This is a genomic window from Nocardioides baculatus (assembly GCF_016735675.1).
GTDB classification, from domain to species: domain Bacteria; phylum Actinomycetota; class Actinomycetes; order Propionibacteriales; family Nocardioidaceae; genus Nocardioides; species Nocardioides baculatus.
This window is the reverse complement of the sequence record NZ_JAERSG010000002.1, coordinates 736957-750342: the sequence shown is the minus strand read 5'-3', so window position 1 is coordinate 750342 and position 13386 is coordinate 736957. Positions and strand designations below refer to the sequence as shown.

General features: G+C 73.0%; 14 protein-coding genes and 1 pseudogene. 8 read left to right on the top strand and 7 right to left on the bottom strand.

What is annotated here, in order from left to right:
* The first annotated feature begins 1 nt into the window (after position 1).
* The 4 genes and pseudogenes from JI751_RS09445 to JI751_RS21470 all read left to right on the top strand — a co-directional run.
* A complete protein-coding gene (locus tag JI751_RS09445) occupies positions 2–583 on the top strand; it encodes a LysR family substrate-binding domain-containing protein (protein ID WP_201935719.1) in 582 nt (193 codons plus the stop codon).
* 20 nt (positions 584–603) lie between these two features.
* Entirely contained in the window at positions 604–1050 is a 447-nt protein-coding gene (locus JI751_RS09440; RefSeq protein WP_201935717.1) for an RDD family protein, read from the top strand.
* Positions 1051–1138: 88 nt separating this feature from the next.
* Positions 1139–2203 carry an NAD-dependent epimerase/dehydratase family protein gene (locus JI751_RS09435; RefSeq protein WP_201935715.1) on the top strand — a complete coding sequence of 355 codons (1065 nt, stop codon included), beginning with the start codon at positions 1139–1141 and terminating at the stop codon, positions 2201–2203.
* Between the two features lie 128 nt (positions 2204–2331).
* A pseudogene (locus JI751_RS21470) lies at positions 2332–2571 on the top strand (Rieske 2Fe-2S domain-containing protein); the annotation flags it as partial.
* Between the two features lie 65 nt (positions 2572–2636).
* Here the strand turns inward: JI751_RS21470 and JI751_RS09425 are convergent.
* Genes JI751_RS09425 through JI751_RS09415 form a run of 3 tightly spaced genes read right to left on the bottom strand, consistent with a single transcriptional unit; the run spans position 2637 to position 6214 of the window.
* Positions 2637–3275, bottom strand: a complete 639-nt coding sequence (locus tag JI751_RS09425) for a sulfotransferase (RefSeq protein ID WP_201935714.1) — start codon at positions 3273–3275, stop codon at positions 2637–2639.
* A gap of 32 nt (positions 3276–3307) precedes the next feature.
* Positions 3308–4741: a GuaB1 family IMP dehydrogenase-related protein gene (locus JI751_RS09420; RefSeq protein WP_201935713.1), complete on the bottom strand. Its 1434-nt coding sequence runs from the start codon at positions 4739–4741 to the stop codon at positions 3308–3310.
* A 30-nt stretch (positions 4742–4771) separates the two neighbouring features.
* On the bottom strand, positions 4772–6214 hold the full coding sequence (locus JI751_RS09415; RefSeq protein WP_201935712.1) for a pyridoxal phosphate-dependent decarboxylase family protein: 1443 nt from the start codon (positions 6212–6214) through the stop codon (positions 4772–4774).
* A gap of 97 nt (positions 6215–6311) precedes the next feature.
* Here JI751_RS09415 and JI751_RS09410 point away from each other — a divergent pair, with 97 nt between their 5' ends.
* Positions 6312–6602: a YiaA/YiaB family inner membrane protein gene (locus tag JI751_RS09410; RefSeq protein ID WP_201935711.1), complete on the top strand. Its 291-nt coding sequence runs from the start codon at positions 6312–6314 to the stop codon at positions 6600–6602.
* A gap of 68 nt (positions 6603–6670) precedes the next feature.
* Here the strand turns inward: JI751_RS09410 and JI751_RS09405 are convergent, their stop codons facing one another.
* Both JI751_RS09405 and JI751_RS09400 read right to left on the bottom strand, forming a co-directional pair.
* Entirely contained in the window at positions 6671–7888 is a 1218-nt protein-coding gene (locus JI751_RS09405) for an acyl-CoA dehydrogenase family protein (RefSeq protein ID WP_201935710.1), read from the bottom strand.
* Positions 7888–9249 carry an acyl-CoA dehydrogenase family protein gene (locus JI751_RS09400; protein WP_201935708.1) on the bottom strand — a complete coding sequence of 454 codons (1362 nt, stop codon included), beginning with the start codon at positions 9247–9249 and terminating at the stop codon, positions 7888–7890. Before JI751_RS09400 ends, JI751_RS09405 begins: the two co-directional genes overlap by 1 nt.
* 88 nt (positions 9250–9337) lie before the next feature.
* On the opposite strand from JI751_RS09400, the gene def reads away from it, so the two are divergent.
* Genes def through JI751_RS09385 form a run of 3 tightly spaced genes read left to right on the top strand, consistent with a single transcriptional unit; the run spans position 9338 to position 11336 of the window.
* Complete coding sequence (gene def / locus JI751_RS09395) at positions 9338–9934, top strand: peptide deformylase (RefSeq protein ID WP_201935706.1); 597 nt, start codon at positions 9338–9340, stop codon at positions 9932–9934.
* A complete protein-coding gene (locus JI751_RS09390) occupies positions 9931–10728 on the top strand; it encodes a TrmH family RNA methyltransferase (RefSeq protein ID WP_307814045.1) in 798 nt (265 codons plus the stop codon). Before def ends, JI751_RS09390 begins: the two co-directional genes overlap by 4 nt.
* Complete coding sequence (locus JI751_RS09385; RefSeq protein WP_201935704.1) at positions 10728–11336, top strand: DedA family protein; 609 nt, start codon at positions 10728–10730, stop codon at positions 11334–11336. Before JI751_RS09390 ends, JI751_RS09385 begins: the two co-directional genes overlap by 1 nt.
* Positions 11337–11352: 16 nt before the next feature.
* Here the strand turns inward: JI751_RS09385 and JI751_RS09380 are convergent, their stop codons facing one another.
* Complete coding sequence (locus tag JI751_RS09380; RefSeq protein WP_307814043.1) at positions 11353–12165, bottom strand: TrmH family RNA methyltransferase; 813 nt, start codon at positions 12163–12165, stop codon at positions 11353–11355.
* Positions 12158–13381, bottom strand: coding sequence for a uroporphyrinogen-III C-methyltransferase (cobA, locus tag JI751_RS09375; protein ID WP_201935702.1), 1224 nt, complete (start codon positions 13379–13381; stop codon positions 12158–12160). Before cobA ends, JI751_RS09380 begins: the two co-directional genes overlap by 8 nt.
* Positions 13382–13386: the final 5 nt, after the last annotated feature.

Below are 13386 nucleotides of genomic sequence, written 5' to 3'. Positions count from 1 at the left end.
CATGATCGCGCCTCTCCGCGTCGGCTTCGTCACCGGTGCGACCCCCGACAAGTGGGCGCGGAGCTGGCGGGCCGGCCGCCGCGAGAGCCTGCACCTCGTGCCGGTGACGGAGGCCGACCAGGTCGACGGCGTCCGCGACGGCAGCCTCGACATGGCCATCGTGCGGCTGCCGGTCGACCGCGACGGCCTGCACTGCGTACGCCTCTACGACGAGCTGCAGGTCGCGGTCGCGTCGCGCGAGCACGTGCTCGCCGCGGCCGACGACGAGGTCACGACCGACGACCTCGTCGACGAGCAGCTCGTACGCCCCCACGCCAGTGGCTGGCGACCGACGGTCGACCAGCTCGAGTGGCCGCCGATGACCGAGCAGGAGGCCATCGAGACGGTCGCCGCCGGCACGGGCGTCGTGATCCTCCCGATGTCGGTCGCGCGGCTCCACCAGCGCAAGGACGTCGTCCACCGGCTGGTGTCCGACCTCGACCCGACCACGATCGCGCTGGTGTGGAAGGTCGAGCGTGACGACGAGGTCACCCAGGCGTTCGTCGGGGTCACCAAGGGACGGACGCCCCGCACGTCGCGCTGAGAGCCCCTACGATCGCGCCCGTGACAGAACGTGAGCCGGCTCGGGAGCTGGCGTTGACACCGGGCATCCTGCCCCGCCGGTGGATCGGTGCGTGGATCGACTTCGTCGTCCTTGTTCTCTTCCTCCTGGTCCCCGATGCGGTGCTGGGCAACGACCTCTACCAGCGAACCTTGCCGGTGTGGTTGCTGCTCCTCGTCCTCTACTTCCCGGTGAGCGAGGGGCTCACCGGTCGGTCGCTGGGCAAGGTGGTGACGGGCACGCGGGTGGTGACCGCGGAGGGCGACCTGCCCGGCCTCCGTCGCGCCGCGATCCGGACCCTGACCCGTCTCGTCGAGGTGAACCCGTTCCTGCTGGGCGGGGTCCCGGCCGGGATCGCCGTGCTCTCGTCGCGCCACAGGCAGCGACTCGGCGACATGGCAGCGGGGACGTTCGTCGTCCGGGCCGCCGACCTCCCGTCGTCGACCTGAGACCAGACGGTCGGCGACGAGGACCAGGAGCCTGCGCCGTCGCACACCGTCGGCCGTCTGGGACGTCGTCGTCGGGGTACGGGGCGGCATGAGAATCGTGATCACGGGAGCGAGCGGCAACGTCGGCTCCGCCGTCCTGCGGCGGCTCCACGCCGACGGCCGGCACGACCTGGTCGGTGTCGCCCGCCGCCCCCCGGAGGCCGTCGGGCCGTTCGCCGGCGTGCGGTGGGCGTCCGTCGACCTCGCCCGCGACGACGTGACCGCCCTCAGCAGCGTCTTCGCGGGGGCGGACGCCGTCGTGCACCTCGCCTGGGGCTTCCAGCCGTCGCACCGCGAGGACTACCTGCGCGAGCTCGGTGTCGGCGGCACGGGCCGCGTGATCGACGCCGCGACGGCCGCCGGGGTCCCGCACCTGGTGCACATGTCCTCGGTGGGCGCGTACTCCCCCAGGCGCGGCGACGAGCCCGTCGACGAGTCCTGGCCGACGGACGGCGTCCCCACTTCGATGTACAGCCGGCACAAGGCGGCCGCCGAGCGCCGGCTCGACATGCTCGAGCGGCACGAGCCTGCGATGACGGTGAGCCGCCTGCGTCCGGGCATCGTCGGCCAGCGCACCGCCGGGAGTGCGCTGCTGCGGTACGGACTGCCGGCCGTCGTGCCCTCGCGCATCCTGGCGCACGTGCCCGTGCTGCCGCTCGACCGAGCGCTCGCGATCCCGATGGTGCACGCCGACGACGTCGCCGACGCCGTCGCCCGGGTGCTCGACGCGAGGGCGCCGGGCGCCTTCAACCTCTCCGCCACCCCGGCGGTCACCGCGGACCTGATCGCCGTCGCCCTCGGTGCCCGGCTCCTCCACGTGCCGTCCGCAGTCCTGCGCGCGACGGTGTCGGCGAGCTGGCACGCCCGGGTGCAGCCCCTCGACCCGGGATGGATCGACCTGGCCTTCGCCGTCCCCCTGCTCGACACCTCACGTGCAGCGTCCGAGCTCGGCTGGGCGCCCACCCACGACGCGGTCGAGGTGCTCGACGAGACCATCGCGGGCATGCGCGACGGCGCCTCGGGAGGCTCGCCGGTGCTCCGTCCGCGCACGGTGGCCAGCTCGCTCGTCCGCGCGGCGCGCAAGGGCCCCGTCAGCATCCGGCGTGCGCCGTGAGTGACGACCCGAGCGTGCCGGCAGACCAGCTGCCGTCCGGATCCGTACGACGCGCGGACGCGTGGGCGGTCGGCAACCGCGACGACGGCGAGCTGTTCGCCGTTTGCCGGCGCTGACGGCACCAGCTCGGCGACCTCTCGGAGGGCACGATCGACGCCGACGGCTGCCTCGTGTGCCCGTGGCACCAAGCGAGGTACGACGTCACCACCGGGACAATGGTCGAGGGGCCCCGCGGCTTCCTCGGCTACCACGGTCCGACTCCCGGCTACTCCCAGCTCGTGCTCGCCTACAGCTGGGTGCTGAGGCTGCGGGTGGCTCGTGCGGTGCGCCGCGGAGCCGAGGTCGTCGTGGAGCGGGGGCGGTCCTAGCTGGCCCCGGCAGGACGTCATCCGGAGCGGGCATCCGCTCGCCCCGTCCGTATGACGTCTCGACGTCAGTCGCGGTGCTTGCCCCGGCGCGAGTGGGGCGTCGCCATGACCTCGCGGATCCGCTGCTCGTCGAAGTCCTCGCCGAGCCAGTCGAAGAGCCCGCGCAGCACACCGGGGTCGGCGACGTAGTCGTCGTAGTGGACGCGGTACGCCGCGTCGCCGAGACCGTCGACCGTGGCGAGGATCTTGTCCTCGATCGCCGTCACCTGGGCCAGCGGGTCGTCCTTGTGCGTCCAGTAGTTGCTGGCCGCGACGTCCTCGAGCCGGCGCGTGTTGACCACGAAGCGCGCGCCGGGGAACACCTGCCGGAGGAAGCCGACGTAGTCCGCGAGGTCGGCGTCGTACCACCGGATCTCCTTGTAGCCGGTGACCCGCGTGGTCGGCTCCGGCCGCAGGAGCGTCGCCTCGGCGAGGGCCCGGATGTGCTCGAGCGAGGCCTGCTCGGGGAACGACTCGATGCCGAACCACGGGTGCGTCGGCTCGGCGGCCCGGTCGGGGTCGACGCGCGCCCTCTCGGCCAGCCCGCTGCGGTGGAAGTCGTAGAGGTGGCGCATCGCGTGGCGGTTCTCGCCGCGCAGCAGCCAGCCGGGGATCGAGTTGAGGATGCCCATCAGCAGCGTCGAGCCCGACCGACCGTAGGTCATGACGAAGACGTGCCGGAGGTCGCCCCCGGGACTCACCACGACCGGTCCAGCGGTCGACCCTCGTGGAACCCGGCGGCGGACTGCACGCCGACCAGCGCCCGCTCATGGAGCTCGGCGAGGTCGGCCGCGCCTGCGTAGGTGCACGACGACCGCACGCCCGAGCAGATCTGGTCGATGAGGTCCTCGACGCCCGGTCGCTGGGGGTCGAGGTACATCCGCGAGGACGAGATGCCCTCCTCGTAGAGACCCTTGCGCGCCCGGTCGTACGACGACTCGCCCGCCGTGCGGTTGGCCACCGCGCGAGCCGAGGCCATCCCGAAGGACACCTTGAACGGTCGGCCGTCGACGTCGTGGACGAGGTCGCCCGGCGACTCGTGCGTCCCGGCGAACCACGAGCCGATCATCACCGACGAGGCACCGGCGGCGAGGGCGAGCGCAACGTCGCGCGGGTGGCGCACGCCCCCGTCGGCCCACACGTGCTTGCCGTGGGAGCGCGCCTCGGCGGCGCACTCGAGGACTGCGGAGAACTGCGGGCGGCCGACGCCGGTCATCATCCGGGTCGTGCACATCGCGCCGGGACCGACGCCGACCTTGACGATGTCGGCGCCCGCCTCGATCAGCGCACGCGTCCCCTCCGCCGAGACGACGTTGCCGGCCGCCACCGGGACGTCGGGCGAGAGCGCACGGACGGACTGGAGCGCCTGCACCATCCGGTCCTGGTGGCCGTGCGCGGTGTCGACGACGAGGCAGTCGACGCCCGCGTCGAGCAGGGCCGCCGCGCGGTCGGCGACCTCGCCGTTGACGCCGACGGCGGCGGCGATCCTCAGGCCGCCGCTGGCGTCGAGGGCCGGCGTGTAGAGCGTCGCGCGCAGGGCGCCGAGCCGGGTCAGCACACCGACGAGCTCGCCGGACTCGGAGACGGCGACCGCGAGGGGTGCCTTCGCGCGCTCGATGGCGTCGTACACCTCGCGCGGGTCGGTGCCGACGGACACGGTGACCACGTGCGTGCTCATGACCGTCGAGACCTGGGCGAAGCGGTCCACGTCGGCGCAGTCGGCCTCGGAGACGACGCCCACCGGACGGCCGTCCTGGACGACGACGGCGGCCTTGTGGGCACGCTTCGGGATCAGCGACAGCGCCTCGGCGACCGTCTGGTCGGGGCGCAGCTCGATCGGGGTGTCGAAGACGCGGTGGCGCTGCTTGACCCACGCGACGACGTCGGCGACGACGGGGATCGGGATGTCCTGCGGGATGACGGTGAGGCCACCGCGGCGGGCGACCGTCTCGGCCATCCGCTTGCCGGCGATGGCCGTCATGTTGGACACGACCAGCGGCAGGGTGGCGCCGGTGCCGTCGGCGGTGCTCAGGTCGACGTCGTAGCGGCTGGCCACCGATGACGAGCGCGGCACCATGAAGACGTCGTCGTAGGTGAGGTCGTGCGCGGGGGCGTTGTCGAGGAACTGCACGTGTGCGGACTCTACGCGGCCCGACGGGGCTCAGCCCTGTGCGGCCGCCGCCTCCTGCAGCGCGCGCCAGGTGCGGTCGACGTCGGCCTGGGTCGTACGCCAGCTGCCGACCGCGAGCCGGATGGCGGCGCGGCCGTTGACGGTGGTGTGGCTGAGGTAGGCCTCGCCCGACGCGTTGACGGCCTCCATCGCCGCGAGCGTCTGCTCGTCGCCCGCCGTGAGCCGGAACACGACCAGGGACAGCGCCGGCTCGGTCACCATCTCGAAGCGGTCGTCGGCCGCGACGAGGTCGGCGACGTGCTCCGCCAGCGCGACGCCGCTGCGGACGTGCGCGCGCACGCCCTCGAGGCCGTAGGTCCGCAGCACGGCCCAGAGCTTGACGGCCCGGAAGCGACGGCCGAGCTGGGGGTGCCAGTCGCGGTAGTCGACGACCTCGCCGGACTCGGTGGCCGCGTTGCGGAGGTACTCCGGGAGGATCGAGAGCGCGCCGGTCAGGGCGGCGCGGTCGCGGACCCAGAAGGTGCTGCAGTCGAAGGTCGTCAGCAGCCACTTGTGCGGGTTGGTGACGAAAGAGTCCGCGACCTCGACACCCGCGAGGTGGTCGCGCAGCTCGGGGCACACAGCCGCGACGCCGGCCCAGGCGGCGTCGACGTGCACCCAGACACCCCACTCCCGGACGACCTCGGCGACCGCCGCGATGTCGTCCATCGCGCCGGTCGACGTGCTGCCGGCCGCGACGTGGACCATCACCGGGCGCAGGCCGGCCTCGACGTCCTCGACGATCGCGTCGCGCAGGGCGTCGACGTCCATCGCCTGGGTGTCCGGGTCGATGTCGACCGCGTGCACGGCCTCCTCCCCCAGACCGGCCATCATCGCGGCCTTCACCAGCGACGAGTGCGCCTGCGTCGATCCGTAGACCCGCCACCCGACGTCACCCACGCCGGACACCCGGGCCTCTCCCCCGCTGGCCCGGTGCAGCGCGGACAGCAGCGCCGTGAACGTCGCGGTCGACGCGGTGTCCTGGATGACGCCCCCGCCGGGGCCGTCGCTGCGGAACGCCTCGGGCAGCCCGAGCGCCTCGGCGAACCAGTCGAGCACCACCTGCTCGACCTCGGTCACCGCCGGGCTCGTCGCCCAGATCATCCCCTGCGCGCCGATGCCGCTGGACAGGAGGTCGCCGAGGATCGCGGCCGGCGAGGAGTTGGCCGGGAAGTAGGCGAAGAAGCGCGGGTGCTGCCAGTGCGTGAGGCCCGGCACCACGATGCGGTCGAGGTCCGCGAGCACGGCGTCGAACGGCTCGCCGGTCTCGGGTGCCGACTCCGGGAGCTGACGCCGTACGTCTCCGGGGGCGACCTGGGCGCGCACCGGCAGGTCGTCCAGGGAGGCCCAGTAGTCGGCGATCCAGTCGATGGCGGCATGCCCGTGGCGACGGAACTCCTCGGGCGACATGTGCTCTGGCAGCTGCTCCGGCATGGCCCGAACGTACCGGTGCGGGTTGAGCGGACGTACTCAGCCGGGATCGGGTAGTTCAGCACGTCCGGGACGTCGGCCACGCGAGCACGCTTCACTCATGACCTCCAAGACCGATTCCACCGCCAAGAACACCACCGCCTTCGCCGCCCAGGCCGCGATCTCCTTCGGCGCCTCGCTCTTCGCGATGCTCGTCGCCGTCTACTTCATGGAGGCCGACCCGTGGATCAAGGGATTCCTCGCCCTCGGCACCCTCTACCTGACGACGTCGGCCTTCACGCTCGCCAAGGTGATCCGCGACCAGCAGGAGGACCAGCGGGTCTTCCACCGCATCGACCAGGCCCGCGTCGACAAGATCCTCGCCGAGCACGACCCCTTCAAGGCGGCCTGACCCGCACGCAGAAGCCCCTCCCGGATGATCCGGGAGGGGCTTCGTGCGTTCGGGGACTCCGGGTCTTGCTACTTCAGCTCACTGCTCGTCAGCCCCAGGATCCGGCGGGCCACGATGAGCTGCTGGATCTGCTGGGTGCCCTCGAAGATGTCGAGGATCTTGGAGTCGCGCGACCACTTCTCCAGCAGCTCGCCCTCGCTGTAGCCGAGGGTGCCGCAGAGCTGGACGCACGACAGCGTCACGTCGGACCCGACGCGGCCGGCCTTCGCCTTGGCCATCGACGCCTCGAGCGAGTTGGGCTTGCGGTTGTCGGCCATCCACGCCGCCTGCATCATCAGCAGCTTGGCGCCCTCCCAGTCGGCCTCGAGCTGCAGGAACTTCGCCGCCGCCGCGCTCTGCCGCTCGGCCGGGCGGTCGTAGTCGACGGTGACGCCGGCCTGCTCGAGCAGGTCACGGGTCAGGTCGAGCGACGCCCGGGCGCAGCCGATCGCCATCGCCGCCACCAGCGGGCGGGTGTTGTCGAAGGTCGCCATCGCGCCGGCGAAACCGGACTTGGTGTCGATCTCCGGCGAGCCGAGCAGGTCCTCGGCCGGCACCCGGCAGTCGGTGAAGGTGATCGCCGCCGTGTCGGAGGCGCGGATGCCCAGCTTGTGCTCGAGCCGCTCGACCTTGAGGCCGGGGTTGTCCTTGCGGACGAGGAACGACTTGATCGCGGCGCGGCCGAGCTCCTTGTCGAGCGTCGCCCAGACGACGACGCTGTCGGCACGGTCGCCCGAGGTGACGTAGATCTTCTCGCCGTTGATGACGTACTCGTCGCCGTCCCTGACGGCCGTGGTCGTGAGGTTGGCCGAGTCCGAGCCGATGCCGGGCTCGGTGATGGCCATCGCGGCCCAGGTGCCCTGGTAGCGCTCGAGCTGCTCCTCGTTGGCGACCGACGCAATGGCCGAGTTGCCCAGCCCCTGGCGCGGCATCGAGAGCAGCAGGGCGGTGTCGCCCCAGCACATCTCGGCGACCGACAGGACGGAAGCGAGGTTGGCGCCGTTGCGCACCTTGTCGGGATCGCTGTCGGGCTTGTCATCGCGGCGTACGCCGCCCGCGCCGGCGCCGCCGGTCGCGCCGGTCTCGCTCACGCCGTCGATCAGCGCGGCGAGCATGTCGAGCTCCTTGGGGTACTCGTGCTCGGCGCGGTCGTACTTGCGCGAGATCGGACGCAGCATGTTCATCGCCAGCTGGTGGGCCTGGTCGATCAGCGCCGCCTGCTTCTTGGGGGTCTCGAGGTTGATCATCAGACCATCACCACGCCTTCCATGATTCCGACGGCCCGCAGGTCGCGGTACCACCGCTCGACCGGGTGCTCCTTGACGAAGCCGTGGCCACCGAGCAGCTGCACGCCGTCCAGCCCGATCCGCATGCCCTTCTCCGCACACAGCTGGCGGGCGAGGCCGACCTCGCGGGCGAAGTCCTGGCCGCGGGTGGCGCGCGAGGCGGCCTTCCACGTCAGCAACCGCATCGCCTGCAGCTCGATCGCGATGTCCGCGACCATGAACGCCACCGACTGGCGGTGGCTGATCGGCTCGCCGAACGCCTGTCGCTCGTTGACGTAGTCCTTCACGTAGTCGAGCACCGCCTGGCCGGTGCCGACGGCCAGCGCGCACCACGCGAGCCGCGAGAGGCGTACGCACTCGCGGTAGGCCTCGCCGTCGGTGTCGCCGAGCAGCGCGTCCGCCCCGACCCGTACGCCGGTGAGGTGCAGGCGCGAGAGCGCGGCGGCCCGGAGTCCCATCGACGGGTCGCCCTCGACCTCGAGACCCTCGGCGCCCGACTCCACGAGGAAGAGCGCCGGGGTGCCGTCGAGCATGGCGGCGACCACGAACAGCTCGGCGTCGGCCCCGCGGACGACCGCGGACTTCACGCCGTCGAGCACGAAGCCGTCGCCGTCGCGCAGCGCGGTGGTGGAGAGCTCGAAGGGGTCGAAGAGCACCGTCGGCTCGGCGATCGTCAGGGCCGCGGCGGGGACCTCGGAGCCGGTGAAGGCCGGCAGGTAGGTCTGCTGCTGCTCCTCGGTGCCCCAGAGCCCGAGCGCGGTGGCGACGGCGCCGGGCGCGAGCGCCGCGACGGCCAGCCCCATGTCGCCCTTGGCGAGCGCCTCGGCGACGAGCGCACCGGCCATCGCCGAGCGCTCCTCCATGATGCCGCCGAGCGACTCGGGCACCCCGAGCCCGGGCAGGCCCACCTCCTGGACCGCGGCGAGGACGTCGTCAGGGGCGGCGCACGCGTCGTCGGCAGCGGCGGCGGCCGGCCGCAGCAGCTCGGCGGCGAGCTCCTCGACCACGGCCACCAGCATCGCCTCGTCCTCGGTCGGGTTGAGGTCGAAGACACCGCGCGACTCGGCGCGGGCGGGGCGCTCCCCCGCCGTACGTCGGCCCGCACGGGCGAACGTGCGGCCTGCTGCGGTGGCGACCCGGAAGCCGTTGCGGGTCGTCGAGTAGACGACCTGCTCGCTCTGCCTGCGCAGGCCGACGCGGTCGATCAGGTCGCTCTGGGCGAGCCGGTTCACGGCCGCGACGGCGAGCCCGATGGGGTCGCGCACCTCGCGGGACGACAACCCGTGGCGACCTCCCGGGCGGAGGCTGTTGAGAAGGGACATGCCCTCAATGTAACTCCGAGTTACACCCCTGACCAGAGGGTCGTACGTGGTGCGGGTCACCCACACCCCCACCACTACGATTCTCCGCATGCCCGACGACGACACGACCGAGCCCCGCGCGCCGCACGGGCCCCTCCCGACGGGCGGGTCACCCCGCGCGATCACCCGCTGGGGGACGCCTGTCATGCACCGCGCCCAGGCGCCCGTGACGGCGTACGACGACGAGCTGGCGACGCTGGCGGCCGACATGGTGGCGACGATGTACGCCGCCGAGGGCGTCGGGCTGGCCGCCTGCCAGGTCGGCGAGGACGTCGCGATGTTCGTGTTCGACTGCCCCGACGACGAGGGCGTGCGCACCGTCGGCGTCGTGTGCAACCCGGTGCTCACGCTGCCCGAGGGCAAGGACCGCCAGCTCGACTCGGACGACGAGGGCTGCCTGTCGTTCCCCGGGTCCTTCGAGCCGTGCGCTCGACCCGACTGGGCCCGCGTGGACGGCACCGGCCTGGACGGCGAGCCCGTCAGCTTCGAGGGCGACGGCCTGCTCGCCCGCTGCCTCCAGCACGAGACCGACCACACGCTCGGCACCGTCTTCGGCGACCGGCTGTCGGCCAAGTCGCGCAAGAAGCTCACCAAGAAGCACGACGCCGCCGCCGAGGACTACCCGCTCACCTGGCCCGCTTCGTGAGTGCCGAGCTGCGGGTCACCCGCGAGAACGCGCGCTTCCAGCAGTGGGAGGCGCTGCTGACCAACCGCTCCAAGCGCCACCGGAGCCGCGAGTTCCTCGTGCAGGGTGTCCGCCCCATCACCCGGGCGGTCGAGGAGGGCTGGACGGTGCGGGCGCTGCTCCGCGCGGACGGTACGTCGTCGGCCTGGGCCGACGACCTCTGGTCGACCACCGACGGCGAGCGCGTCCTGATGGCACCCGAGCTGCACGCGCGGCTCAGCGGCCGGGAGGAGGGCGGCGAGCTCGTCGCAGTCGTCGAGTTGCCGGAGGACGGGGTGTCGCGGCTCGAGGAATCCGCTCGCCCGCACGGCCCGATCGTCGTCTTCGACCGGCCCACCAGCCCGGGCAACATCGGCACGCTCGCGCGCTCCGCCGACGCCTTCGGCGCCTCCGCGCTGGTGGTCACCGGCCACGCGGCGGACCCCTACGACCCGCAGGCCGTCCGCGCCAGCACGGGGTCGCTCTTCGCCCTGACCGTGCTGCGCGTGCCCGGGCCCGGGCCGGTGGTCGAGCACGCCCACGCCCACGGCTACCGGATCGTCGGGACCGACGAGGAGGGCAGCGCGCTCGCGGAGGTCGACCTCGGTGGCCGGGTGGTCGTCGTGGTCGGCAACGAGACCCACGGCCTGTCGACCGGCTGGCGCACCGTCTGCGACGACGTCGCCAGCATCGCGATGGTGGGCACGGCCTCGTCCCTCAACGCCGCGGTCGCCGGGTCGATCGTGCTGCACGAGACGCTGCGGCAGCGCAGCTGATGGAGGCCGTCCTCGACTGGGTCGTCCTGGTCATGCGCACCGTCGGCTCGCCCGGCGTCGGGCTCGCGACCGCGCTCGAGACCGTCTTCCCGCCGGTGCCGAGCGAGCTCGTCCTGCCGCTGGCGGGCTACACCGCCAGCCAGGGCTACTACAGCCTGACCGCCGCCATCGCCTGGGCCACCGCCGGCTCGTTGCTCGGTGCCCTGGTGCTCTACTGGCTCGGTGCCGCCTGGGGGCTGGAGCGCGTCTGCGCCCTCGCCGACAGGATCCCGCTGGTGCACGCCTCCGACGTGCGCCGGGCGGTGGCGTGGTTCGGCCGCCACGGGCGCACCGCCGTGTTCGTCGGCCGGCTCGTGCCGGGCGTGCGCAGCCTGATCTCGATCCCGGCGGGCATCGACCGGATGCCGCTGCTGCGCTTCTGCGTCTTCACCACCGCGGGCAGCCTCGTCTGGAACGCGGCCCTCATCCTCGCCGGCTACGAGCTCGGAGAGCAGTGGCACGTCGTCGAGGGGTACGTCGGCCCCGTGAGCAACGTCGTCTACGTCCTGCTCGCGATCGTGCTGGTCGTCGTCGCGGCACGGCGGCTGCGGCACCGGCTGCGCACCTGAGCAACCGGGTGTCGGTTCAGCGGCGGGCCGCGGCGTAGCAGGCGACGGCCGTCGCGGCGGCGACGTTGAGCGAGTCGATCCCGGCGCGCATCGGGATGATCGCCCGGCGGTCGGCGGAGGACTCCCAGCGCGACGAGAGGCCGTGGCCCTCCGAGCCGAGCACCAGCGCCAGCCGGTCGACGCCGTCGACGGCCTCCTCGATCGGCACGGAGTCCGGGGCGAGGGTCAGCGCAACGGTAGTGAAGCCGCGCCGCGACAGGTCCGGCAGGGCGTCGTACCAGTCCGGGAGACGGGTCCACGGCGTCGAGAAGACCGCACCCATGCCGACCTTGATCGAGCGGCGGTAGAGCGGATCGGCGGTGCGTGGCGCCAGCAGCACGGCGTCGAACCCGAGCGCGGCGCCGGAGCGGAAGATCGCGCCGACGTTGGTGTGGTCGACGAGGTCCTCGAGCACGAGCACGGACCGGGCACCGGACAGCACCTCCTCGACCGTCGGCAGCGGTCGCCGCTGCAGCGAGGCGAGCGCACCGCGGTGCACGTGGAAGCCGGTGACCTGCTCGATCAGGGCCTCGGACAGGACGTAGCAGGGGGCGTCGGTGCTGCCGATGATGTCGTCGAGGCCGTCGAGCCAGCGCGGCGCCATCAGGAAGGACCGCGGCGCGAAGCCCGCCTCCACCGAGCGGCGTACGACCTTCTCCCCCTCGGCGAGGAACAGCCCGTGCTCGGCCTCGAGGCTCTTGCGGAGCTCGACGTCGCGCAGGTCGCGGTAGTCGGCCAGGCGCGGATCGTCGGGGTCGGAGACGTCGACGATCTGCTCGGGGTCAGCCACGGGGGAAGTGTGCCGGACGCGCCACCGCGACCACGTCACCGATGACGATGATCGCCGGAGGGCGTACGTCGTGGGCGACGAGGTCGTCGGCCAGCGAGCCGAGCGTGGTGAGCACCGTGCGCTCGGTCGGCATCGTGCCGTCGACGATCACGGCGACGGGCGTGGAGGCCGGCCGGCCGCCGTCGACCAGCGCAGTCGCGATCGCCGGGGCGTTGTCGACGGCCATCAGCAGGACGACCGTCCCGCGGAGCCGTGCCACGGCGTCCCAGGCGACCAGGGAGCCGGGGTGACCGGGCGGGAGGTGGCCGGAGATCACGGTGAACTCGTGGGCGACGCCGCGGTGGGTGACCGGGATCCCGAGGCGGGCCGGGACGGAGATCGCGGAGGTGAGGCCCGGCACGACGGTGACCGGCACGTCGGCGGCCGCGCAGGCGAGCAGCTCCTCGAAGCCGCGGCCGAAGACGAAGTTGTCGCCGCCCTTGAAGCGGACCACCCGCTTGCCGGCGCGCGCCCGGTCGACGATCACCTGGTTGATCGCCTCCTGCGTCGCCGAGCGCCCGCGCGGCAGCTTGGCGACGTCGATCAGCTCGACGTGGGGCCCGAGCTCGTCGAGCAGCTCGCGCGGTGCGAGCCGGTCGGCGACGACGACGTCGGCCGAGGCGAGCGCGTGCCGGGCGGCGACCGTGACGAAGTCGGGCTCGCCCGGCCCGCCTCCGACGAGCACGACGCCGGGGGTTCGGTCGTGGGCGTCGGCGGCGTTCAGGTGCCCGTCGCGCAGGGCCGTGACGATGTCGTCGCGGAGTGCCGCGGACTTGCGGGGCTCGCGGTTGCCGAGCACGCCGACCGTCACGCTCCCGTGGTGACCGACGGCGGGGGTCCACGCCGACCCGCCGAGGGCGTCGTCCGCGCGCACGCAGAAGGTGTGGCGGGCCTCGGCCGCAGCGGCGACGCGGGCGTTGACCTCGGGGTCGTCGGTGACGGCGACGACGTACCACGCGCCGTCGAGGTCCGACTCGGTGAAGTCGCGGAGGTGGAGCGTCAGCTCACCGGCGAGGCCCTCGAGCGCGGGCGTCACCTCGGGGCTGACGAGGGTGACCCGGGCGCCCGCGGCGAGGAACGTGGGCACGCGGCGCTGGGCGACGTGACCGCCGCCGACCACGACCACCTTGCGGCCGGCGAGCACGAGGCCGGCCAGGTAGGGATGGGGGTCGGGCATGACCC

Coding starts and splice junctions, on each gene's coding strand:
- JI751_RS09425 (WP_201935714.1), bottom strand. CDS start 3,275: ATGACCTACGGTCGGTCGGGCTCGACGCTGCTGATGGGCATCCTCAAC.
- JI751_RS09415 (WP_201935712.1), bottom strand. CDS start 6,214: ATGCCGGAGCAGCTGCCAGAGCACATGTCGCCCGAGGAGTTCCGTCGC.
- def (WP_201935706.1), top strand. CDS start 9,338: ATGCCCGACGACGACACGACCGAGCCCCGCGCGCCGCACGGGCCCCTC.
- JI751_RS09400 (WP_201935708.1), bottom strand. CDS start 9,249: ATGTCCCTTCTCAACAGCCTCCGCCCGGGAGGTCGCCACGGGTTGTCG.
- JI751_RS09410 (WP_201935711.1), top strand. CDS start 6,312: ATGACCTCCAAGACCGATTCCACCGCCAAGAACACCACCGCCTTCGCC.
- JI751_RS09445 (WP_201935719.1), top strand. CDS start 2: ATGATCGCGCCTCTCCGCGTCGGCTTCGTCACCGGTGCGACCCCCGAC.
- cobA (WP_201935702.1), bottom strand. CDS start 13,381: ATGCCCGACCCCCATCCCTACCTGGCCGGCCTCGTGCTCGCCGGCCGC.
- JI751_RS09385 (WP_201935704.1), top strand. CDS start 10,728: ATGGAGGCCGTCCTCGACTGGGTCGTCCTGGTCATGCGCACCGTCGGC.
- JI751_RS09435 (WP_201935715.1), top strand. CDS start 1,139: ATGAGAATCGTGATCACGGGAGCGAGCGGCAACGTCGGCTCCGCCGTC.
- JI751_RS09405 (WP_201935710.1), bottom strand. CDS start 7,888: ATGATCAACCTCGAGACCCCCAAGAAGCAGGCGGCGCTGATCGACCAG.